The organism is Enterobacter cloacae complex sp. P15RS (genome assembly GCF_014895905.1).
In the GTDB taxonomy this organism is placed as follows: Bacteria; Pseudomonadota; Gammaproteobacteria; order Enterobacterales; family Enterobacteriaceae; genus Enterobacter; species Enterobacter quasihormaechei.
Map to the genome: position 1 here is coordinate 61,747 of NZ_JADBQL010000025.1, position 21,395 is coordinate 83,141.

General features: G+C 56.3%; 22 protein-coding genes. 14 read left to right on the plus strand and 8 right to left on the minus strand.

What is annotated here, in order from left to right; genetic code table 11:
• Window positions 1-44: 44 nt before the first annotated feature.
• Window positions 45-2,474, minus strand: a complete 2,430-nt coding sequence (gene hrpB / locus IM267_RS15700; RefSeq protein WP_193033782.1) for an ATP-dependent helicase HrpB — start codon at window positions 2,472-2,474, stop codon at window positions 45-47.
• Between the two features lie 73 nt (window positions 2,475-2,547).
• Between hrpB and thpR the strand changes: the two genes are divergently transcribed.
• The 9 genes from thpR to panD all read left to right on the plus strand — a co-directional run bounded on the left by thpR (window position 2,548) and on the right by panD (window position 9,484).
• Complete coding sequence (gene thpR / locus IM267_RS15705) at window positions 2,548-3,102, plus strand: RNA 2',3'-cyclic phosphodiesterase (protein WP_063450614.1); 555 nt, start codon at window positions 2,548-2,550, stop codon at window positions 3,100-3,102.
• Window positions 3,092-3,796 (plus strand): DNA/RNA nuclease SfsA, encoded by a 705-nt coding sequence (gene sfsA, locus IM267_RS15710; protein ID WP_193033783.1) that lies wholly within the window; start codon window positions 3,092-3,094, stop codon window positions 3,794-3,796. The genes thpR and sfsA overlap by 11 nt, the downstream gene beginning before the upstream one ends.
• Window positions 3,797-3,972: 176 nt before the next feature.
• Window positions 3,973-4,428 (plus strand): RNA polymerase-binding protein DksA, encoded by a 456-nt coding sequence (dksA, locus tag IM267_RS15715; RefSeq protein ID WP_001155232.1) that lies wholly within the window; start codon window positions 3,973-3,975, stop codon window positions 4,426-4,428.
• Window positions 4,429-4,485: 57 nt separating this feature from the next.
• Window positions 4,486-5,376 carry a tRNA glutamyl-Q(34) synthetase GluQRS gene (gene gluQRS, locus IM267_RS15720; RefSeq protein ID WP_193033784.1) on the plus strand — a complete coding sequence of 297 codons (891 nt, stop codon included), beginning with the start codon at window positions 4,486-4,488 and terminating at the stop codon, window positions 5,374-5,376.
• Between the two features lie 42 nt (window positions 5,377-5,418).
• Window positions 5,419-6,816 (plus strand): polynucleotide adenylyltransferase PcnB, encoded by a 1,398-nt coding sequence (gene pcnB, locus IM267_RS15725; protein ID WP_074177770.1) that lies wholly within the window; start codon window positions 5,419-5,421, stop codon window positions 6,814-6,816.
• The gene (folK, locus tag IM267_RS15730) at window positions 6,813-7,292 is read left to right on the plus strand and encodes a 2-amino-4-hydroxy-6-hydroxymethyldihydropteridine diphosphokinase (protein ID WP_131636695.1); all 480 of its coding nucleotides are present in this window, start codon (window positions 6,813-6,815) and stop codon (window positions 7,290-7,292) included. The genes pcnB and folK overlap by 4 nt, the downstream gene beginning before the upstream one ends.
• A 123-nt stretch (window positions 7,293-7,415) precedes the next feature.
• Window positions 7,416-8,207: a 3-methyl-2-oxobutanoate hydroxymethyltransferase gene (panB, locus tag IM267_RS15735; protein ID WP_107534718.1), complete on the plus strand. Its 792-nt coding sequence runs from the start codon at window positions 7,416-7,418 to the stop codon at window positions 8,205-8,207.
• Window positions 8,208-8,218: 11 nt separating this feature from the next.
• A complete protein-coding gene (gene panC / locus IM267_RS15740; protein WP_107534717.1) occupies window positions 8,219-9,070 on the plus strand; it encodes a pantoate--beta-alanine ligase in 852 nt (283 codons plus the stop codon).
• Between the two features lie 33 nt (window positions 9,071-9,103).
• Window positions 9,104-9,484 (plus strand): aspartate 1-decarboxylase, encoded by a 381-nt coding sequence (panD, locus tag IM267_RS15745; protein ID WP_006810068.1) that lies wholly within the window; start codon window positions 9,104-9,106, stop codon window positions 9,482-9,484.
• A gap of 3 nt (window positions 9,485-9,487) precedes the next feature.
• Here the strand turns inward: panD and IM267_RS15750 are convergent, their stop codons facing one another.
• From IM267_RS15750 to IM267_RS15765, 4 genes are all read right to left on the minus strand, one after another.
• Window positions 9,488-10,735: a polysaccharide deacetylase family protein gene (locus IM267_RS15750; RefSeq protein WP_107534710.1), complete on the minus strand. Its 1,248-nt coding sequence runs from the start codon at window positions 10,733-10,735 to the stop codon at window positions 9,488-9,490.
• A gap of 63 nt (window positions 10,736-10,798) precedes the next feature.
• A complete protein-coding gene (locus IM267_RS15755; RefSeq protein ID WP_063867474.1) occupies window positions 10,799-11,239 on the minus strand; it encodes a PTS sugar transporter subunit IIA in 441 nt (146 codons plus the stop codon).
• Window positions 11,240-11,351: 112 nt separating this feature from the next.
• Window positions 11,352-12,122: an ABC transporter permease gene (locus tag IM267_RS15760; protein WP_006810078.1), complete on the minus strand. Its 771-nt coding sequence runs from the start codon at window positions 12,120-12,122 to the stop codon at window positions 11,352-11,354.
• Window positions 12,119-13,045, minus strand: coding sequence for an ABC transporter ATP-binding protein (locus IM267_RS15765; RefSeq protein WP_003856300.1), 927 nt, complete (start codon window positions 13,043-13,045; stop codon window positions 12,119-12,121). The genes IM267_RS15760 and IM267_RS15765 overlap by 4 nt, the downstream gene beginning before the upstream one ends.
• A gap of 107 nt (window positions 13,046-13,152) precedes the next feature.
• On the opposite strand from IM267_RS15765, the gene can reads away from it, so the two are divergent.
• Window positions 13,153-13,815 (plus strand): carbonate dehydratase, encoded by a 663-nt coding sequence (gene can, locus IM267_RS15770; RefSeq protein WP_003856301.1) that lies wholly within the window; start codon window positions 13,153-13,155, stop codon window positions 13,813-13,815.
• A 90-nt stretch (window positions 13,816-13,905) separates the two neighbouring features.
• Here can and hpt read toward each other — a convergent pair whose 3' ends face one another.
• On the minus strand, window positions 13,906-14,442 hold the full coding sequence (gene hpt, locus IM267_RS15775) for a hypoxanthine phosphoribosyltransferase (protein WP_063450628.1): 537 nt from the start codon (window positions 14,440-14,442) through the stop codon (window positions 13,906-13,908).
• A 205-nt stretch (window positions 14,443-14,647) separates the two neighbouring features.
• Here hpt and IM267_RS15780 point away from each other — a divergent pair, with 205 nt between their 5' ends.
• Window positions 14,648-17,038 carry a glucose/quinate/shikimate family membrane-bound PQQ-dependent dehydrogenase gene (locus IM267_RS15780; protein ID WP_193033785.1) on the plus strand — a complete coding sequence of 797 codons (2,391 nt, stop codon included), beginning with the start codon at window positions 14,648-14,650 and terminating at the stop codon, window positions 17,036-17,038.
• 86 nt (window positions 17,039-17,124) lie between these two features.
• Here the strand turns inward: IM267_RS15780 and cueO are convergent, their stop codons facing one another.
• Complete coding sequence (cueO, locus tag IM267_RS15785; RefSeq protein ID WP_193033786.1) at window positions 17,125-18,684, minus strand: multicopper oxidase CueO; 1,560 nt, start codon at window positions 18,682-18,684, stop codon at window positions 17,125-17,127.
• Window positions 18,685-18,829: 145 nt separating this feature from the next.
• On the opposite strand from cueO, the gene IM267_RS15790 reads away from it, so the two are divergent.
• From IM267_RS15790 to speD, 3 genes are all read left to right on the plus strand, one after another.
• On the plus strand, window positions 18,830-19,177 hold the full coding sequence (locus IM267_RS15790) for a YacC family pilotin-like protein (protein ID WP_003856306.1): 348 nt from the start codon (window positions 18,830-18,832) through the stop codon (window positions 19,175-19,177).
• A 101-nt stretch (window positions 19,178-19,278) separates the two neighbouring features.
• Window positions 19,279-20,148, plus strand: coding sequence for a polyamine aminopropyltransferase (gene speE / locus IM267_RS15795; protein WP_193033787.1), 870 nt, complete (start codon window positions 19,279-19,281; stop codon window positions 20,146-20,148).
• A complete protein-coding gene (speD, locus tag IM267_RS15800; RefSeq protein WP_063450632.1) occupies window positions 20,149-20,943 on the plus strand; it encodes an adenosylmethionine decarboxylase in 795 nt (264 codons plus the stop codon). It abuts the gene before it with no gap.
• Between the two features lie 31 nt (window positions 20,944-20,974).
• On the opposite strand, the gene yacL is transcribed toward speD, so the two are convergent.
• Complete coding sequence (yacL, locus tag IM267_RS15805) at window positions 20,975-21,337, minus strand: protein YacL (protein ID WP_022647069.1); 363 nt, start codon at window positions 21,335-21,337, stop codon at window positions 20,975-20,977.
• Window positions 21,338-21,395 lie beyond the last annotated feature (58 nt).

A 21,395-nucleotide genomic window follows, 5' to 3' on the forward strand; every position in this document is an offset into this window, starting at 1 on the left:
GGGCCGGGGTGAGGGCATCAGGCCGCACTCCCCTTTTCGATTCATCACGAATATTTCTTCGTGCGCCGCGTCGGCGCGGTATTCGCCGGATCGTCCGGCCAGACGTGTTTGGGGTACCGCCCTTTCATCTCTTTCTGCACGTCACGATAACTGCCCGCCCAGAATGCGCCCAGATCGCGGGTGATCTGCAAGGGACGATGCGCGGGCGAAAGCAGCTCAAGCACTAACGGCACACGCCCTTCAGCGATCGACGGCGTGGTGGCCTCACCAAACATCTCCTGCATCCGAACCGCCAGCGCCGGAGGATTATCCTCATGATAACGAATAGCAATCCGGCTCCCGGTTGGCACAGTGTAATGCCCAGGCAGTTCACTATCCAGACGTTGACGTAACGACCAGTCCAGTAAATTCTGTAACGCTGCCTTAACATCAAGCGCCTTAAGGGCGCGCAGCGAGTGCACGCCGCTCATCTGCGGCAGTAGCCACTGTTCAAGCGTCGCGAGCAGGGTATCGTCATCCACCGCCGGCCAGCCGTATTCCGGCAGCCATTTCGCGGCGCAGTGCAGACGAATACGGTACTGCTCCGCCTCCGGTGTCCAGTTCAGAACGCTCAGCCCTTTTTCCCGGATGCCGTTCAGCATCGCCTGGTGTAACTCTTCTTCCGACGGCTTCGCCAGCGGTGTCGTCCCGAGCGTCAGTTTACCAATCTGACTACGACGGAACGCCTTCAGCGTGCCCTGGGCATCATCCCATTCGACGATGTCCGATTGCTGAAGCAGCTGCGGGCAGGCACGCGTCAGGGCGTCAATATCCACGGCAAGCGCCTGCAAGATGCGCGCATCCGGGGAATGGCTGCCCTGTAGCAGCAGAGGGGCAATGAGCCATTCATGACGCGTCAGGGCATCATCGCTATCGAGCATCGCGCCCATCCCGTTTGCCAGCTGATAGCGGCCGTCAAGCCCGCGGCGGCGCGCAATCCTGTCCGGAAAAGCCTGTGCCAGCAGAGAAGTCATTTTATCGCTGTCAGGCGATCCTCCCCGGCACTTCAGACGATGACATAGCTGCTGTGCCCGCTGCTGCCAGTTTCCCTGATTGCGTGAAAAGGCCTGCCCCAGATCGCTGCTGCCGGCGCGCGGCGGCTCCTCAAGAATAGCCGCCAGTTTTGCCGCCGTGGCAATTTCATCTTCGCCCTGCGCGGCCACCAGCATCGCTGCCAGTCGCGGATCGTTGCCCAGTTCCGCCATTTTCTGGCCGCGCGCCGTCAGACGTTCACCTTCCAGCGCGCCAAGCTGGGTCAGCAGGCTGCGCGCGGCGGTGAGGTTCACGACAGGCGGAGGATTAAGCCAGGTGAGCTGGTCAGGATCCGGGCAGCCCCACTGCATCAGATCCATCACCAGCCCGGAGAGATCGCTTTGTAAAATTTCAGGCGTGCTTTGTAGTGCCGCACGCTCCGCCTGCTCGGCGCTGGTTAAATGCAGACAAATACCCGGCTCAAGACGCCCGGCTCGCCCTGCGCGCTGCACCATCGAGGCCTGGCTAATGCGCTGCGTCAGCAGCCTGGTCAGCCCGGTGCGCGGATCAAAGCTGGCTACCCTCTCCTGCGTACTGTCCACCACAAGGCGAATGCCTTCGATGGTCAAACTGGTTTCGGCAATATTGGTCGCCAGCACCACTTTGCGCTGCCCCGCCGGGGCGGGAAGGATTGCTTTGCGCTGGTCGCTTAACGACAGGGCGCCATACAGCGGACAAAGCGCGACATCTCTGCTCACCCGTGACGCCAGCTGCTCCTGTACGCGCTGGATTTCACCTACGCCGGGTAAAAACAGCAGCAGCGAGCCGGGCTCCTGGCGGAGCAGTTCGGCGGTGGCGATGGCAACGGCTTCGTCAACGCGCTGATGGGCAGGCAGCGGCTGATAGCGGCGCTCAACCGGAAAGGCTCGTCCTTCGGAGGCAATCATCGGCGCGTCGGGGAGCGTCTGCCGGAGCCGCTCGTTATCCAGCGTCGCCGACATAATCAGCAGGCGAAGGTCGTCGCGCAGCCCCTGCTGAACGTCGAGCAGCAGCGCAAGGGCCAGATCGGCCTGTAGGCTGCGCTCGTGAAATTCATCAAGGATCACCAGCCCGACGCCGGTCAGCTCCGGATCGTTTTGCAGCATACGGGTGAGAATGCCTTCGGTGACCACCTCCAGTCGCGTGGACGCGCCAACGCAGGTTTCGGCGCGCATCCGGTACCCTACCGTCTCGCCCGGTTTTTCATTCAGCAGTTCCGCCAGGCGCTGCGCCACGTTGCGCGCGGCCAGCCTGCGCGGCTCCAGCAGGATAATTTTCCCGCTGATGTTCCCCTCACGCAGGATTTGCAGAGGCAGCCAGGTAGATTTACCCGCTCCCGTGGGCGCGCTGAGCAAAACCTGTGGCGCATGTTCTAAGGCAGCAAGAAGCTCAGGAAGGACGACGGCAACGGGCAAAGAAGACACTTACGGCTCCAGAGGGTTAACATTAATCGGCGTACATTGTAGCATCGGCGCATATCATTACCGAGTCTTGCGCATGTCTGAGTCAAAACGGCTATTCTTCGCCATTGAATTACCCGCCTCGCTTCAACGGCAAATTGTTCGCTGGCGCGCCAGCCACTTCCCGGCAGAAGCGGGCCGCCCTGTCGCCGCCGCCAATATGCACCTGACGTTAGCGTTTCTCGGCGATGTAAGCGCTGAAAAGCAGCGCGCCTTAAGCGCACTGGCCGGACGCATTTCCCAGCCGGGGTTTACGCTGCATCTTGACGATGCCGGGCAATGGCTGCGCTCTCGGGTGGTCTGGCTGGGGACGCGTCAGCCCCCTCGCGGGCTGCTCCAGCTCGCCAGCATGCTGCGGGCGCAGGCCGCGCGCAGCGGCTGTTACCAGAGCCCGCAGCCGTTTCATCCCCACATTACCCTGCTGCGCGATGCGGGTCAGGCCGTAGCCATCCCGCCACCGGGCTTTCACTGGTCCTTTGAGGTGAAGGAATTTGCGCTTTACGAATCTGCCTTTGTACAAGGACGCACCCGCTATACTCCGCTCCAGCGCTGGACGCTGGGCGACACGCTAAGGAATCCTGATGAAGTTTAGCCCTGCACTCCAGTCCGCCACGCTGATCCAGCGTTACAAACGCTTTCTCGCTGACGTAATCACGCCTGAGGGCGAAACGCTCACGCTGCACTGCCCTAACACCGGCGCCATGACCGGTTGCGCCACGCCGGGCGATACGGTCTGGTATTCCACTTCAGAAAATACTAAACGCAAATATCCCCATACCTGGGAAATGACCGAGACGCAAAACGGGGCATTTATTTGTGTTAATACCCTGCGCGCCAATCAGCTGGTTAAGGAATCCCTGACCCATGGAACCCTTCCTGAACTTGTGGGTTACGGCACGCAAAAAAGCGAAGTGAAATATGGCGATGAAGGCAGCAGAATTGATTTTATGCTCCAGGCGGAAGACCGGCCTGAGTGCTATATTGAAGTGAAATCAGTGACGTTAGCAGAACAGGAAAACGGCTTCTTTCCGGATGCGGTAACGCTACGTGGCCAGAAGCATCTGCGAGAGCTAATGGGTGTGGCGGCGGCGGGCAAGCGCGCCGTGTTGCTGTTTGCGGTTCTGCATTCAGCCATTGAACGGTTTTCCCCGGCCCGTCATATTGATCCTAAATACGCGCAATTGTTGAATGAGGCACAAAAGCAGGGGGTAGAGATTTTGGCTTATAAAGCGGAACTTTCTGCCGATAATATGACTCTGAGATCCTCTCTTCCCATTGTCTTATAAGGGATTAGACGATTGACTAATAAGTGTTCTGGCCGCGTGCGCAAATACGCTTTTCCTCACAGGGTTGTCAAGTGTTACGTTTAGATAATTGCCATACGGAAAAGCATCTGCTATTTATAGCGACCTGATTTTTCCCCCAACATGGGGATCGATAGTGCGTGTTAAGGAGAAGCAACATGCAAGAAGGGCAAAACCGTAAAACATCGTCCCTGAGTATTCTCGCCATCGCTGGGGTGGAGCCGTATCAAGAGAAGCCGGGCGAAGAGTATATGAACGAAGCCCAGCTGTCGCACTTCAAGCGTATTCTTGAAGCATGGCGTAATCAACTCAGGGATGAAGTCGATCGCACCGTTACACATATGCAGGATGAAGCTGCTAACTTCCCGGATCCGGTCGACCGTGCCGCTCAGGAAGAAGAGTTCAGCCTCGAACTGCGTAACCGTGACCGCGAGCGCAAACTGATCAAAAAGATCGAAAAAACGCTGAAGAAGGTCGAGGACGAAGATTTTGGCTACTGCGAATCCTGCGGTGTTGAAATCGGTATTCGTCGCCTGGAAGCGCGTCCAACAGCCGATCTGTGCATCGATTGTAAAACGCTGGCAGAAATCCGCGAAAAACAGATGGCTGGTTAACGCCTGCCCTCTCACTACTGCAAAGGCGGGAGTCTCTCCCGCCTTGTTACCGTTGATATGTCTGAATCTCACTATATCGGGCGCTTTGCGCCATCTCCCTCCGGTGAATTACACTTCGGCTCATTAATTGCCGCGCTCGGCAGCTACCTACAGGCTCGCGCCCGTCAGGGTAAATGGCTGGTCCGCATTGAAGATATCGATCCTCCGCGTGAAGTTCCCGGTGCAGCAGAAACCATTCTGCGTCAGCTGGAACATTACGGTCTTCACTGGGACGGCGAGGTGCTCTGGCAGTCTCAACGCAATGATGCCTACCGTGAACGCCTGGCATGGCTTGCTGAACAGGGTCTTTCCTATAACTGCACCTGCACGCGCGCGCGTATTCAGAGCGTGGGTGGCGTTTACGACGGCCACTGCCGTACGCTGCACAACGGTCCTGAAAATGCCGCCGTACGGTTGATACAGCGCTCTCCGGTGACGCAGTTTACCGACGTGCTCTCAGGCACCCTTCAGGCGGATGAACGCCTGGCGCGTGAGGATTTTATTATTCACCGTCGTGATGGTCTGTTTGCCTATAACCTGGCAGTCGTCGTCGATGACCATTTTCAGGGCGTCACGGAAATCGTGCGTGGAGCGGATCTCGTCGAACCTACCGTGCGGCAGATATCGCTTTACCAGCAGTTTGGCTGGACGGTGCCGGATTACATCCATCTGCCGCTGGCGGTCAATGAACAGGGGAATAAGCTGTCAAAACAGAACCATGCCCCGGCGCTGCCTGACGGCGATCCGCGCCCGGTTTTGATCGACGCGCTGCGATTTCTCAACCAGAATGTAACGCAGGAATGGCAGGATCTGAGTCTGGATGAATTGCTGAAAAGAGCGGTTGCTGACTGGACGCTAATGGCCGTGCCAAAAATCCAGCATTCTCAAATGCGTTGCGCTGAGCTATGATTAGCCGCTTTTTTGATAACAAAACACACTACGAGGTGTACTATTTTTACCCGAGTCGCTAATTTTTGCCGTAAAGTGCTGAGCCGCGAAGAGAGCATGGCGAACGACGCTATTGCACAGCCACACATGTCGGTCGTTCCGCGTGAGCAGCACAACATTTCCCGCAAAGATATCAGTGAAAATGCCCTCAAGGTGCTCTATCGTCTGAATAAAGCAGGCTACGAGGCCTATCTCGTCGGCGGCGGGGTTCGCGATTTACTGCTGGGCAAAAAGCCAAAAGATTTCGACGTGACGACCAGCGCCACGCCTGAGCAGGTGCGTAAATTATTCCGCAACTGCCGTCTGGTTGGCCGCCGTTTCCGTCTGGCGCACGTGATGTTTGGCCCGGAAATTATTGAAGTGGCGACCTTCCGCGGTCACCACGAAGCGGGCGTCAACGATCGCACCACTTCCCAGCGCGGTCAAAACGGCATGCTGCTGCGCGACAACATCTTCGGCTCTATTGAAGAAGATGCTCAGCGTCGCGATTTCACCATCAACAGCCTTTACTACAGCGTGGCGGATTTCACCGTGCGTGACTACGTCGGCGGCATGCAGGACCTGAAAGACGGCCTGATTCGTCTGATCGGCACGCCAGAAACGCGCTATCGCGAAGATCCGGTCAGGATGCTGCGCGCCGTGCGTTTCGCCGCCAAGCTGAACATGCGTATCAGCCCGGAAACCGCAGAACCTATTCCACGCCTGGCAACGCTGATTAACGATGTGCCCCCTGCCCGTCTGTTCGAAGAGTCATTAAAGCTGCTCCAGGCAGGCTACGGGTTTGAAACCTACAATCTGCTGCGTGAATATAACCTGTTCCAGCCGCTGTTCCCGACCATTACCCGCTACTTCACCGAAAACGGTGACAGCGCAATGGAGCGGATGATTGCGCAGGTGCTGAAGAACACTGACACCCGCATTCATAACGATATGCGCGTTAACCCGGCATTCCTGTTCGCGGCCATGTTCTGGTATCCGCTGCTGGAAACGGCACAGCGCATCACGCAGGAGAGCGGTCTCGCCTATTATGATGCGTTCGCGCTGGCGGCAAACGACGTGCTGGACGAAGGCTGTCGCACGCTGGCGATCCCGAAACGTATTACCACGCTGGTGCGTGATATCTGGCAGCTTCAGCTGCGCATGTCCCGCCGTCAGGGTAAACGCGCCTGGAAGCTGATGGAGCATCCGAAGTTCCGCGCCGCGTTCGACCTGCTCTCTCTGCGTGCTGAAGTGGAAAGGAACCCGGAGCTACAGCGCCTGGCGCAGTGGTGGGGCGAGTTTCAGGTTTCTGCACCACCGGAGCAAAAAGATATGCTTACGGATCTGGATGATGAGCCGGCACCGCGCCGTCGTCACCGTCGTCCACGCAAGCGCGCACCGCGTCGTGAAGGCACGGCATGACCCTCGCGTATATCGCCATCGGCAGCAATCTGGCCTCTCCGCTGGAGCAGGTTAACGCTGCCGTTCAGGCGCTGGGGGAGATCCCGCAAAGCCGCATCGTTGCGGTCTCTTCGTTTTACCGTACGCCACCGCTCGGCCCGCAGGATCAGCCTGACTATCTGAACGCCGCCGTGGCGCTGGAAACGGCCCTTGATCCTGAAACGCTGCTGGATAACACCCAGCGCATTGAGCTACAGCAGGGCCGCGTCCGCAAAGCCGAACGCTGGGGGCCGCGCACGCTCGACCTGGATATGATGCTTTTCGGCCACGAGGTGATTAACACCGAACGCCTCACCGTTCCGCATTACGACATGAAAAACCGTGGGTTTATGCTCTGGCCGCTGTATGAAATCGCCCCCGATCTCACCTTCCCTGACGGCATCTCGCTGAAGACCGTTCTGCAAAACCTCAACGTGGAAAAACCGGCCCGCTGGTAATCCCGCGTCACCGTCGATTAGCCATTTGTTAATTGTGGTTAATCGATTGCCTAAAATCATTGTTCCCTCGAATGTTACTGTTAGAATGCGCAAAGATTCGCTTTTGGGCCATCAGGAAACAGTATGAAACCAACCACCATCTCCTTATTGCAGAAATGCAAACAGGAAAAAAAACGCTTCGCCACCATCACCGCGTATGACTACAGCTTCGCAAAACTGTTTGCCGAAGAGGGGATCAACGTCATGCTGGTCGGAGATTCGTTAGGGATGACGGTACAAGGGCATGATTCCACTCTGCCGGTCACGGTCGACGATATTGCATACCATACCCGCGCCGTGCGCCGGGGTGCCCCCGCCTGCCTGCTGCTTTCCGATCTGCCGTTTATGGCGTACGCCACCCCGGAACAGGCCTTTGAAAATGCAGCAGCCGTGATGCGCGCCGGCGCCAATATGGTCAAAATTGAAGGCGGCGCCTGGCTGGTGGACACGGTGAAAATGCTCACCGAACGCGCCGTGCCGGTTTGCGGGCACTTAGGGCTGACGCCGCAGTCAGTAAACATTTTTGGTGGCTATAAGGTTCAGGGGCGCGGCGATGCGGCGCAGACGCTGTTCGATGACGCCGTGGCGCTGGAAGCCGCCGGCGCGCAGCTGCTGGTGCTGGAGTGCGTGCCGGTTGAGCTGGCTAAACGCATCACCGAGGCGCTGTCGATTCCGGTTATCGGCATCGGCGCGGGCAACGTCACTGACGGCCAGATTCTGGTGATGCATGATGCCTTCGGGATCACCGGCGGACATATTCCAAAATTCGCCAAAAATTTCCTGACAGAAGCAGGCGACATGCGCGCTGCGGTGCGGCAGTATATTGCCGAGGTTGAGTCCGGCGTGTATCCGGGCGAAGAACACAGTTTCCATTAAGGAGTCAAGGTGTGCTAATCATAGAAACCCTGCCGCTGCTGCGCCAGCATATCCGCCGGGCGCGTCAGGAAGGTAAACGTATCGCACTGGTCCCAACCATGGGCAACCTGCACGACGGCCATATGAAGCTGGTCGATGAAGCGAGAGCCCGTGCAGATATCGTGGTAGTCAGTATCTTCGTTAACCCGATGCAGTTCGATCGTGAAGACGATCTGGCGCGCTACCCGCGCACCTTGCAGGAAGATTGCGAGAAGCTCAAAAAACGTCATGCGGATATCGTCTTCGCGCCGGCTCCGGCAGACGTTTATCCACAGGGAACCGGTGAAGCGACCTACGTGGACGTACCGGGCATTTCCACCATGCTGGAAGGCGCCAGCCGCCCGGGCCATTTCCGCGGCGTCTCCACCATCGTCAGCAAGCTGTTTAACCTGGTGCAGCCGGACATCGCCTGCTTCGGTGAGAAAGATTTCCAGCAGCTGGCGCTGATCCGCAAAATGGTTGCCGACATGGGCTACGACATAGAGATTGTCGGCGTGCCGATTGTGCGTGCAAAAGACGGCCTGGCGCTCAGTTCCCGTAACGGCTACCTGACCGCCGAACAGCGTAAAATTGCGCCGGGCTTAAGCAAAGTCATGAATACCATGGCAGAGCAGCTGCTGGCGAAAGAGTTAACCGCGGAAGAGATTGTTGCTCTGGCTGAACAAGCGCTGAACGACAAAGGTCTTCGCGCTGACGACGTGCAAATTCGGGATGCCGATACGCTTCTGGCGCTATCAGAGACCAGCAAACGTGCGGTAATTCTGGTGGCGGCATGGCTCGGCCAGGCTCGCCTTATCGACAACAAAGTGGTTGAGCTGGCGTAGTTTTTTCTACCCGGAAGATGAAAGGTAAACGTAATGATTCGCAAAATGCTGCAAGGTAAGCTTCACCGTGTGAAAGTCACTCAGGCCGACCTGCACTATGAAGGCTCCTGCGCGATCGACCAGGATTTTCTCGACGCGGCGGGTATTCTCGAAAACGAAGCGATTGATATCTGGAACGTGAATAACGGCAAACGCTTCTCCACGTACGCGATCGCCGCCGAGCGCGGCTCTAAAATCATCTCCGTGAACGGCGCGGCGGCACACTGCGCGGACGTGGGTGATATTGTGATCATCGCCAGCTTCGTCATGATGTCTGATGAAGAAGCGCGCCGCTGGCAGCCAAAGGTCGCTTACTTTGAAGGCGATAACGACATGAAGCGCACCGCTAAGGCAATTCCGGTTCAGGTTGCCTGACGCTTACCCCTGCGGCTGATTACTGATCAGCCGCGACATCGTCTCCAGCGAATCCGTTCTTAAGATATACAGGCGTTTCAGTAAGAACGGATTATCCCCCGGCTTCACCTTCCCCTTCATCGTCGTCACGGCCAGATGGAAACCGGCATCATTCGCCGCCTTTATCGCTTTTTTGTCATAGCCGCCAAACGGATACGACAGATACAGCACGCGCGGATTGAACTGCGCCAGCGCACGCCGCGAGCGTTCAAAATCAAACAGGATCACATGATAGCTGCGGCTCAGTAAGATGGGGTGTTTATACCCATCCACGCGATGCAGAAAATGGGTGTGAGACTGGATGTCGAACACGTCCTGGATGCTCTTAATTTCCTGAACGCTCATGAACTGTAGCGATTTTGGGTCCCACTTTTGCGGATGGCCCTTGATACGGGATGAAATAATAAACGCCGTGGCGTTGAAGCCATACTTTTTCAGCACCGGATACGCGTAGCGGCTCACCGACTTCAGGCCGTCGTCAAAGGTGATCACCACCGCTTTCGCGGGGAGGTTCATTTTGTTGCGCACGTACCCTTCCAGCTGGTACATCGTCAGCGTGGTATAGCCTTGATCGCGTAGCCAGGCCATCTGGTTATTAAACGCGCGTACGCTGGTCGTCGTGGAGGTGTGGCGAAAACGGGTGTTCTCTTCATCACGCAGGATATGATGATAGGTCAGAACCGGCAGCCCGTTATCTTCCTGCGCGTCCAGGCTGCTGATCCACGCCAGACGATTGCCGATACGGATCTGGAACCAGGTCTGGTTCAGGCGGTCTTTCAGCTTATTCAGGATCGGATAGCGAAGATTGGCGCTTAAGGTGCCAAACGGCGCGCTTCCGCTGCTGGGGGCATTGTAGACAGGCGTGTCTTTCCAGGTGATGAGGTTTTGATTACTGAGCGGCTTATTGAGGTCGCCCAGGCTATCCTCAACGCGTTGTTTACCCTGCACTTTCTCAAGGTGGTCTTTATCAATAAAGCCCGTGCCAAATCCAAAACGAAATTCGTAGTAATCAGCTGCCGCCGGAAAAACGGCGAGGATCTGCCCGGCGCGGACGTTACCCACGTTCACCACGGCGTTACCCACCTGCGCCCATATGGCCGCATCTTCAGTGGTTTGCATATATTGAGCAGGTAGGCCTTGCTGACTGGTCAGGCTGGCAGACGCACCACCGGAAACCAGCAGCAGAAGGATAAAGATAACGCGCATGAGCATGGGATATAAATCGACACGGAAAATCAGCCGCCATTGTAGCAAAAGCGTCATCAATACCAATGTTTAATGCTTATACAGATCGTGAAGCAGAACGAAAGGCGGGTTTTTCTGCTGCTGGTGCCATAAGCTACTCACGCCCGGCAAGCCCTGCGCCACAATGGCGTGGCGAAACTCAGCGCTGCTCAACGTTGCGCGTAGCGGGTACATGACTTCGAGTAACGGCAGGCTGATACCGGAGATCACTTCACAATTATCGTGCTTGTGGCTCATTAACGCCGCTGAACGATAAGGCGCCGCGCCCGATCTGTCGGTGAGAAAAATCACCCCATCACCGGTGTCGGTTTCATGCAGCGCGTCGCACATCATTCGGCTGAGCATGTTGGTGCTTAGCCCTCGCCAGTAGTTTACCGCGCGGCATTGCGCCAGGGGACCAAATCGGGCCTCCAGCTTCAGCAGCATTTCCTGCGCCACTTCATCGTGGCAGGTGATCACCCATCCCAGCATAACGTCTCTCCTTAGCAGGCGAGTAGTTTACCGGAGTGAAGGTTAGTTTACGGTGATAACTGTCAAAGAAAGTGCCCGGCAGACGGTACGTTGCCGGGCAGAAGGCAGAGGTTTAGCTGCGCAGGCCGCGACCACGCTGGATCAGATACCAGCACAGCAGGTAGAACGCCACGATAAACACCGCCAGCACGACAACGGTGGTGAACAGCGGCACGTCGGTAATGCCGAGGAAACCGAAGCGGAAACCGCTGATCATGTAGACAATCGGGTTCAGGTGCGAGAGCGCCTGCCAGAACGGCGGCAGCAGCGTCAGGGAGTAGAACACCCCGCCGAGGTAGGTCAGCGGCGTCAGCACAAAGGTCGGGATCAGGCTGATGTCGTCAAACGTTTTCGCGAACACCGCATTCAGCAAGCCGGCCAGCGAGAACAGGATTGCCGTCAGCAGCAGCGTCAGCGCCACGAACAGCCAGGAGTGAACCTGGAACGGCACGAAGAACAGCGAAATGGCCGTTACCAGGATCCCCACGCACAGCCCGCGCGCCACGCCGCCGCCCACGTAACCGGCGATGATGACGTGCGTTGGCACCGGCGCCACCAGCAGCTCTTCAATGTTGCGCTGGAACTTGGCGCTGAAGAACGACGAGGCCACGTTCGCATAAGCGTTGGTGATCACCGCCATCATGATCAGGCCCGGCACGATGAACTGCATATAGGTGAAACCGTGCATCTCACCGATGCGGGAACCAATCAGGTTACCGAAAATGATGAAGTAGAGCGTCATGGTGATAACCGGCGGCACCAGGGTTTGCACCCAGATACGCATAAAGCGGTTGATCTCTTTCGCCCAGATGCTTTTCAGCGCGACCCAGTAAAGATGCGTCATGCCTTGTCTCCTTGTTTATCGTGCACCAGAGAGACAAACAGCTCTTCCAGTCGGTTCGCTTTGTTACGCATACTTAATACCTGAATGCCCTGCGCGCTCAGCTGTGAAAACACGCTGTTGATCCCCTGCTCGCGCAGCACTTCCACTTCCAGCGTCGAGGTATCGACCAGACGGTAGTTATACCCCTCCAGCTTCGGCAGCGCGCTTTTCGCCGCCAGATCGAGGATAAAGGTCTCTGATTTCAGTTTGGAGAGCAGATTCTTCATCGAGGTGTTTTCCACCAGCTCGCCGTGCTGGATAATGCCGATATTGCGGCACAGCATTTCCGCCTCTTCCAGATAGTGCGTGGTCAGAATGATGGTGGTGCCTTTATCGTTCAGATCCTTCAGGAAACCCCACATGGATCGACGCAGTTCAATATCCACCCCGGCGGTCGGCTCATCGAGAATAAGCAGCTTTGGCTCATGCATCAGCGCGCGGGCAATCATCAGGCGGCGCTTCATTCCTCCGGACAACATCCGCGCGCGTTCGTTACGCTTTTCCCATAGATCGAGCTGTTTCAGGTACTTTTCGCTGCGCTCCAGCGCCTCTTTACGCTCGACGCCGTAGTAGCCCGCCTGGTTAACCACAATCTGCTGCACCGTTTCAAACGGGTTGAAGTTAAACTCCTGCGGCACCAGCCCCAACTGACGCTTGGCGTTGACCACGTCTTTTTGCAGATCGTAGCCAAACACGCTGACGCGACCGGAAGTTTTGTTGACCAGCGAGCTGATGATCCCGATGGTGGTGGATTTCCCCGCCCCGTTCGGCCCCAGAAGCGCGTAGAAATCTCCCGCTTCGACTTTAAGATCTATCCCGCGCAGCGCCTGAACGCCTCCCGGGTAGGTTTTTTTGAGCTGTTCCAGCTCCAGTGCAATCGCCATGAATTCAACTTACCTTAAGTTCTGACACACGTTGTGTGGTTTCATTAAAAGTCGGGTTACCCTATAGTAGCGCAACGCAATCACTTGGTTACAGGTCGCTAACCTCCATGAACGACATAGATACACTCATCAGCAACAATGCACTATGGTCAAAAATGCTGGTGGAGGAAGACCCCGGATTTTTTGGAAAACTTGCACAAGCGCAGAACCCGCGCTTTCTCTGGATTGGATGTTCCGACAGCCGCGTCCCCGCCGAACGTCTGACCGGTCTTGAGCCTGGCGAACTGTTTGTTCACCGCAACGTTGCTAATCTGGTTATTCATACCGATCTCAACTGCCTTTCGGTTGTTCAGTATGCCGTTGATGTTCTGGAGGTCGAGCACATTATTATCTGCGGCCACTACGGCTGCGGCGGCGTGCAGGCGGCGGTCGAAAATACAGAGCTGGGGTTAATCGATAACTGGCTGCTGCACATTCGTGATATCTGGTTCAAACATAGCTCACTGCTGGGCGAAATGCCGCAGGAACGCCGTCTCGACACCCTGTGCGAGCTGAACGTGATGGAGCAGGTATACAACCTGGGCCACTCTACCATTATGCAGTCGGCGTGGAAACGCGGGCAGAAGGTCTCTATCCACGGCTGGGCGTACGGTATTCACGACGGCCTGCTGCGCAATCTGGAAGTGACTGCCACCAACCGCGAAACGCTGGAGCAGCGTTACCGCTCGGGGATTGCCAACCTCAAGCTTAAGCACGTTAACCACAAATAAACAAAGCCGGGTGGCGGCTGCGCCTTACCCGGCCTACACGTGCCCTTCGTAGGCCCGGTAAGCGGAGCGCCACCGGGCAACACGCCACGATTACTCGTCCAGCATCACGACCTTGCCAACATACGGCAGATGACGATAACGCTGGGCGTAATCAATGCCGTAACCCACGACGAATTCGTCCGGGATGGAGAAGCCAACGAACTCCACCGGCACCTGCACTTCACGGCGCTCAGGCTTGTCCAGCAGGGTACAAATCGCCAGCGATTTAGGTCCGCGCAGGCTCAGGATCTCCCGCACTTTAGAGAGCGTGTTGCCGGAGTCGATGATGTCCTCAACGATCAACACATCTTTGCCACGAATATCTTCATCCAGATCTTTCAGGATTTTCACATCACGGGTTGTGGACATGCCGCTGCCGTAGCTGGAAGCGGTCATAAAATCGACCTCGTGCGGTACCTGCACTTCACGGCACAGGTCTGCCATGAACATGAAAGAACCGCGCAGCAGACCAACCAGCACCATTTCGCTGCCGCTGTCCTTGTAATGCTCGGTGATTTGACGACCCAGTTCGGCGATACGCGCTTTGATCTCGGCTTCCGGGATCATCACTTCAACAGTATGTTTCATATTACTAACCAAATGATTTTAATGAAAATCTCTCAATGCGGATGAATCTTGCTCCGGCATCGATACGCAAGCCAGCCATTATATCAGTAAATGGATAAGCCTGGCGTATGAGTTATAAAAGCAATATTTGTGATTCCGATCACAGTTGTTAATACCTATAATTAATTGCTAGCAAATAATTAACAAAACTGACGAGTACTTTTCTATGGCTGAAACAAAAACTAAGCAGCCGCGTCTACTGGTAACATTAACAGCCGCGTTTGCCGCATTCTGCGCGCTGTATTTGTTGATCGGTGGCGTCTGGCTGGTCGCTATTGGCGGCTCCTGGTACTACCCGATTGCGGGTCTGGTTATGGTGGGCGTAACCGTCCTGCTGTTGCGGAGAAAACGTTCTGCTCTGTGGCTGTATGCCGCCCTGCTCCTTGCCACCATGATTTGGGGCGTGTGGGAAGTCGGGTTCGACTTCTGGGCGCTGACGCCGCGAAGCGACATTCTGGTCTTCTTCGGTATCTGGCTGATCCTGCCGTTTGTCTGGCGTCGCCTGATCGTCCCGTCCAGCGGTGCCGTAGCCGGCCTGCTCGTTGCCCTGCTGATTAGCGGCGGTATCCTGACCTGGGCCGGTTTCAACGACCCGCAGGAGATCCACGGTACGCTGAACACAGAATCCACGCCAGCCGCGGCTATTTCGCAGGTGGCTGACGGCGACTGGCCCGCCTATGGCCGTAATCAGGAAGGTCAACGCTACTCCCCGCTGAAGCAGATCAACGCGGACAACGTGAAAAACCTGAAGGAAGCCTGGGTATTCCGCACCGGCGACCTGAAAATGCCGAACGATCCGGGTGAACTGACCAACGAAGTGACCCCGATTAAAGTGGGCAACATGCTCTACCTGTGTACGGCGCACCAGCGTCTGTTCGCGCTCGACGCGGCCACCGGTAAAGAGAAATGGCACTTCGATCCACAGCTGAACTCCAACCCGTCGTTCCAGCACATCACCTGCCGCGGCGTCTCTTACCACGAAGCGCGCGCGGATAATGCCAGCCCGGAAGTCATTGCCGACTGTCCTCGCCGCATTATGCTGCCGGTCAACGATGGCCGCCTGTTTGCCATTAACGCTGAGACCGGCAAGCTGTGCGAAACCTTCGCCAATAAAGGTATCCTGAATCTTCAGACCAACATGCCGGACACCACGCCGGGTCTGTATGAGCCAACCTCCCCGCCAATCATCACCGATAAAACCATCGTGATTGCCGGTTCGGTAACGGATAACTTCTCTACCCGTGAAACCTCCGGCGTTATCCGTGGTTTCGACGTGAACACCGGTAAACTGCTGTGGGCCTTCGACCCGGGCGCGAAAGATCCAAACGCAATCCCGTCTGACGAGCACACCTTTACCTTTAACTCGCCGAACTCATGGGCACCGGCCGCGTATGACGCGAAGCTGGACCTGGTTTACCTGCCAATGGGCGTGACCACGCCGGATATCTGGGGCGGTAACCGCACGCCGGAGCAGGAACGTTACGCCAGCTCAATCGTGGCGCTGAACGCAACGACCGGTAAACTGGCGTGGAGCTATCAGACCGTTCACCACGATCTGTGGGATATGGATATGCCATCCCAGCCGACGCTGGCGGACATTACCGTTAACGGCAAAACCGTTCCGGTGATTTACGCCCCGGCGAAAACCGGCAACATCTTCGTGCTGGATCGCAGCAACGGTAAGCTGGTTGTGCCTGCGCCGGAAAAACCGGTTCCACAGGGCGCTGCCAAAGGCGACTACGTCACCAAAACGCAGCCGTTCTCTGACCTGAGCTTCCGTCCGGAGAAAAACCTCAGCGGTGCAGACATGTGGGGTGCCACCATGTTTGACCAGCTGGTATGCCGCGTGATGTTCCACCAGCTGCGCTACGAAGGGATTTTCACCCCACCGTCAGAGCAGGGTACGCTGGTCTTCCCGGGTAACCTGGGGATGTTCGAATGGGGCGGGATCTCCGTTGATCCGAACCGTCAGGTCGCTATCGCTAACCCAATGGCGCTGCCGTTCGTGTCCCGTCTGATCCCACGCGGTCCGGGTAACCCAATGGAGCAGCCGAAAGATGCGAAAGGCAGCGGTACCGAAGCCGGTATCCAGCCGCAGTATGGCGTTCCTTACGGCGTGACTCTGAATCCGTTCCTCTCTCCGTTCGGTCTGCCGTGTAAACAGCCTGCCTGGGGTTATATCTCCGGCCTGGATCTGAAGACCAACAAGATTGTCTGGAAGAAACGTATTGGTACGCCGCAGGACAGCATGCCGTTCCCGATGCCGGTTCCGGTGCCGTTTAATATGGGTATGCCAATGCTGGGTGGTCCAATTTCCACCGCCGGTAACGTGCTGTTCATCGCGGCGACCGCAGATAACTACCTGCGCGCGTACAACATGACCAACGGTGAAAAACTGTGGCAGGGCCGTCTGCCGGCCGGTGGCCAGGCAACGCCGATGACCTATGAAGTGAATGGCAAGCAGTACGTTGTCATCTCTGCGGGTGGTCACGGTTCGTTTGGTACGAAGATGGGCGACTATATTGTCGCGTATGCATTGCCGGACGACAGTAAGTAATGAAAAAGCCCGGTGGCGCTAACGCATACCGGGCTTTCGGGTGTCCTATGTAGGCCGGGTAAGGCGAAGCCGCCACCCGGCTTTTTTTATACGGTAAAGCCCAGCATCATCCCCGTATCTTCATGCTCCAGCAGGTGACAGTGCGCCATATAGGCAAACTCTTTCGGCGCCTCGTGGTCGAACTTCACCAGCACCTCGCTGACGCCGCCTTCCACCCTCACCGTATCTTTCCAGCCCGCGCGATGCGCGTCCGGCGCTTTACCGTTCTCGGAGAGAATGCGGAACTGCGTGCCGTGGATATGGAACGGGTGCAGCATCATGTCGCCTTCGCCTGAAATGACCCAGCGCTCAAACTGCCCTTTCGTGGCGGCGAACATCGGTGTGTTCATATCGAACGCCTGGCCGTTGATACGGTTGGCGTTATGGAAATCGAAACCATGTCCGCCGTGATCCATGCCGCCCATTTTGCCGTGGTCCATATTCATGTGGCCCATCATCTGCCCGTGGTGCATTCCTGACATGGCCTGATTGCCATACTTCTTCATCAGCGCCTGCATGCCCATCATGTCGAGCATCGGGTCCATAGAGAGCTGAAGCTTACGCTGCGTCAACCCATCCAGCGACGGGAGCGCAGGCAGCGTGGTCAGGGTGTCTGGCAGCGTGCCGGAGGCGGTGATCTGTAGTGGCTGAATGCGCAGCACCGGGTGTGGTTTATCAAACGGCGCGACGGCCATCCCCATCTGGCTGACCGGCAGGGTCACAAGATCAAACGCTTTACCATCGCTGATATCCACCAGCACCTCGAAACGTTCGCCCATCAGCATCGGCAGCTCGCTCACTTTTACCGGTTCCGGCAGCAGGCCGCCGTCGCTTGCCACCACGTAAAGCGGGCGCTTATCGCTGGTGGCGAAGTTCAGCGAGCGGGCGTTACAGCCGTTAAGCAGGCGTAAGCGCAGCCAGCCTTTCGGGGCGGCATGCTGCGGGTAGATTGCCCCGTTGGTCAGCAACGTATCGCCAAACCAGCCTACCGCAGCGCTCATCACATCCAGCTGATAGTCAATTTGCCCGTCAGCGCTGAATTTTTTGTCCTGCACAATCACCGGCACATCGTCGATACCCCACTGTTTTGGCAGGCGCAGGAGACGGCTTTCGTCATCCTCAATCAACACCAGCCCGGCCAGCCCCATCGCCACCTGATGGCCCGTTTTGCCATGCTGATGCGGGTGGAACCAGCAGGTTGCCGCCCGCTGGTCAGGGGTAAAGGTTACGCTGCGTTTACCCCCAGGCTTGATAACCCCCTGGGGACCACCATCCACTTCGCCCGGGACTTCCAGCCCGTGCCAGTGCAGCGTGGTTTCTTCAGAAAGCGAGTTATGAATGTCTACCGTCACCGCTTTCCCTTTTCGTAGCTGCAACGCCGGGCCGAGCAGATTGCCGTTATAACCCCACGTTGTCGCAGCGTGTTGCCCGAACGTGGTTTTGCCTGCCTGCACCACAAGCTGGATGCGGCTGCGGGCATCTGCGCTGAGTAACTCAGGGATCGGTAAAGCAGGTCTGTCGGCGGCAAAAACAGCGCGGCTCCAGAGCGATAACGCGCTGGCAACCCCCAGCGCGGCAGAATATTTTAAAAAATCACGACGTTGCATGTGCATTTCCTTATTTCCAGGCGGCGATCTTTTGAGCATAAACCCTCCCCTTACCGGAAGGTCAAGCACGGCGGCAATAATAAAGATCGTCGGCCTGGCATCAAGTATGCTAACGTTAATTTTCCGTGATGCAGTGGTAAAGGCAATGAAGACGTTTTTCAGAACAATTTTGTTCGCCAGCCTGATGGCGATGTGTGCGAACAGTTACGCGCTTAGTGAAAACGAAGCGGAAGATATGGCCGATCTGACGGCAGTTTTTGTTTTTCTGAAGAACGATTGTGGTTACCAGAATTTACCCAATGGGCAAATTCGTCGCGCACTGGTCTTTTTTGCCCAGCAGAACCAATGGGACCTCAGCAACTACGACAGCTTCGACATGAAGGCGCTCGGTGAAGACAGCTACCGTGATTTAAGCGGTATCGGTATTCCCACTGCTAAAAAATGCAAAGCGCTGGCACGCGATTCACTCAGCCTGCTCGCCTACGTGAAGTAACCTTCCCGACGCCCCTTGTTGACCCGCTAACCGCCTCACGGCGGTTTTGTGTTGCGCCCATCTGCCGGATGTAATGGATGTTAACGAAGGAGGTGCTCCCCATGACCGATAAAACGGTATGGCAAGAAACGCTGCATGACCAGTTTGGTCAATATTTTGCCGTGGATAACGTGCTCTATCATGAGAAAACCGATCATCAGGATCTGATAATCTTCGAGAACGCTGCCTTTGGCCGCGTCATGGCGCTGGATGGCGTGGTGCAGACCACCGAGCGCGACGAGTTTATCTATCACGAAATGATGACCCACGTCCCGCTGCTGGCCCACGGCCACGCGAAGCACGTGCTGATCATTGGGGGCGGTGACGGCGCCATGCTGCGTGAAGTTTCTCGCCACCAGAATATCGAAACCATCACCATGGTGGAAATCGACGCCGGGGTGGTGTCGTTTTGCCGCCAGTATCTGCCAAACCACAATGCCGGCAGCTATGACGATCCGCGCTTTCAGCTGGTTATCGACGATGGCGTCAATTTTGTTAACCAGACCACGCAAACGTTTGATGTCATTATCTCTGACTGTACCGACCCTATCGGCCCCGGCGCGTCGCTGTTTACCTCTTCGTTTTACGAAGGCTGCAAGCGCTGCCTGAAACCTGGTGGGATTTTTGTGGCGCAAAACGGCGTCTGCTTCCTGCAACAGGATGAAGCGCTGGATAGCCACCGTAAGCTGAGCACCTATTTTAGCGACGTCAGCTTCTATCAGGCGGCGATCCCGACCTACTACGGCGGGATTATGACCTTTGCCTGGGCGACGGATAACGACGTCCTGCGCCATCTCTCCACCGAAATCATTCAGGCCCGCTTCCACCAGGCCGGACTCACGTGCCGATACTACAATCCGGCGATCCACACCGCAGCCTTTGCGTTGCCTCAATACCTGCAAGACGCGCTGTCCTCAAAGGAGGTGAACTAATTGAAAAAGCTTAAACTGCATGGCTTTAACAATCTGACCAAAAGCCTGAGTTTTTGTATTTACGATATCTGCTACGCCAAAACGGCAGAAGAGCGCGATGGTTATATCGCCTATATCGATGAACTCTACAACGCCAACCGTCTGACCGAGATCCTGTCAGAGACCTGCTCGATTATCGGCGCGAACATCCTGAACATTGCGCGCCAGGATTATGAGCCTCAGGGTGCGAGCGTCACCATCCTGGTCAGTGAAGAGCCGGTTGACCCGCAGCTGATCGACAAAACCGAACATCCCGGCCCGCTGCCCGAAGTGGTGGTGGCGCACCTCGATAAAAGCCATATCTGCGTTCACACCTACCCGGAAAGCCACCCTGAAGGCGGACTGTGTACGTTCCGCGCGGATATTGAAGTGTCGACCTGCGGGGTGATTTCACCGCTGAATGCGTTGAATTACTTAATCCACCAGCTGGAATCAGACATCGTCACCATTGATTATCGCGTGCGCGGTTTTACCCGTGATATCAACGGCATGAAGCACTTCATCGATCATGAGATCAACTCCATTCAGAACTTCATGTCCGACGATATGAAGTCGCTGTACGACATGATGGATGTGAACGTCTATCAGGAAAACATTTTCCATACCAAGATGATGCTTAAAGAATTCGACCTTAAGCACTATATGTTCCACACCAGGCCGGAAGATTTGAGTGAAGAAGAGCGTAAGGTCATTACCGACCTGCTCTGGAAAGAGATGCGCGAGATCTACTACGGCCGCAATATTCCGACCGTGTAAACGTGACCCGAAGCAGGGATGCTTCGGGGAGTTACTTCTGTTTCATAAAGTCGCGGTAGGCGTTCACCACTTTCAGGAAGTCTTCCACACCGCACAGCGACAGGCTCTCTTCGTCGTAGTAGCTCATCCCCTCTTCCATCTCATCCCCCGAAAACTCAAGCTGGTTGGCGCGCACCATCACCTCTTCGCCATCCATCCACAGGGTGTACTCATGCCCGGCACGTTGCCAGGAGCGTTCACTGCCTTTCACCGTTTCTGCCGCCTGTTCGACTTCATCCAGCAGCGCGAGGTTCTCTTTCACCTCTTCGTTAAACCAGTGCCCAACGGCTTCGTGCCCCATCGACATTCGCACTTTCACCACGCCGGTGATGTCGCGCAAAAATTCGTAATCCATAGCGTTTTCCTCTGCAAAGCCATTAGGGTAATTATCGCAGCAGAGAGGAAGAAAAAAA

Bases quoted from the DNA above. Each gene is read 5' to 3' on its own strand.
- yacL (WP_022647069.1), bottom strand. From the start codon at position 21,337: ATGGATTACGAATTTTTGCGCGACATCACCGGCGTGGTGAAAGTGCGA.
- IM267_RS15760 (WP_006810078.1), bottom strand. From the start codon at position 12,122: ATGACGCATCTTTACTGGGTCGCGCTGAAAAGCATCTGGGCGAAAGAG.
- sfsA (WP_193033783.1), top strand. From the start codon at position 3,092: ATGAAGTTTAGCCCTGCACTCCAGTCCGCCACGCTGATCCAGCGTTAC.
- thpR (WP_063450614.1), top strand. From the start codon at position 2,548: ATGTCTGAGTCAAAACGGCTATTCTTCGCCATTGAATTACCCGCCTCG.
- cueO (WP_193033786.1), bottom strand. From the start codon at position 18,684: ATGCAACGTCGTGATTTTTTAAAATATTCTGCCGCGCTGGGGGTTGCC.
- folK (WP_131636695.1), top strand. From the start codon at position 6,813: ATGACCCTCGCGTATATCGCCATCGGCAGCAATCTGGCCTCTCCGCTG.
- IM267_RS15750 (WP_107534710.1), bottom strand. From the start codon at position 10,735: ATGCTCATGCGCGTTATCTTTATCCTTCTGCTGCTGGTTTCCGGTGGT.
- speE (WP_193033787.1), top strand. From the start codon at position 19,279: ATGACCGATAAAACGGTATGGCAAGAAACGCTGCATGACCAGTTTGGT.
- can (WP_003856301.1), top strand. From the start codon at position 13,153: ATGAACGACATAGATACACTCATCAGCAACAATGCACTATGGTCAAAA.
- hpt (WP_063450628.1), bottom strand. From the start codon at position 14,442: ATGAAACATACTGTTGAAGTGATGATCCCGGAAGCCGAGATCAAAGCG.
- IM267_RS15755 (WP_063867474.1), bottom strand. From the start codon at position 11,239: ATGCTGGGATGGGTGATCACCTGCCACGATGAAGTGGCGCAGGAAATG.
- IM267_RS15790 (WP_003856306.1), top strand. From the start codon at position 18,830: ATGAAGACGTTTTTCAGAACAATTTTGTTCGCCAGCCTGATGGCGATG.
- dksA (WP_001155232.1), top strand. From the start codon at position 3,973: ATGCAAGAAGGGCAAAACCGTAAAACATCGTCCCTGAGTATTCTCGCC.
- panD (WP_006810068.1), top strand. From the start codon at position 9,104: ATGATTCGCAAAATGCTGCAAGGTAAGCTTCACCGTGTGAAAGTCACT.
- panB (WP_107534718.1), top strand. From the start codon at position 7,416: ATGAAACCAACCACCATCTCCTTATTGCAGAAATGCAAACAGGAAAAA.
- gluQRS (WP_193033784.1), top strand. From the start codon at position 4,486: ATGTCTGAATCTCACTATATCGGGCGCTTTGCGCCATCTCCCTCCGGT.
- IM267_RS15780 (WP_193033785.1), top strand. From the start codon at position 14,648: ATGGCTGAAACAAAAACTAAGCAGCCGCGTCTACTGGTAACATTAACA.
- IM267_RS15765 (WP_003856300.1), bottom strand. From the start codon at position 13,045: ATGGCGATTGCACTGGAGCTGGAACAGCTCAAAAAAACCTACCCGGGA.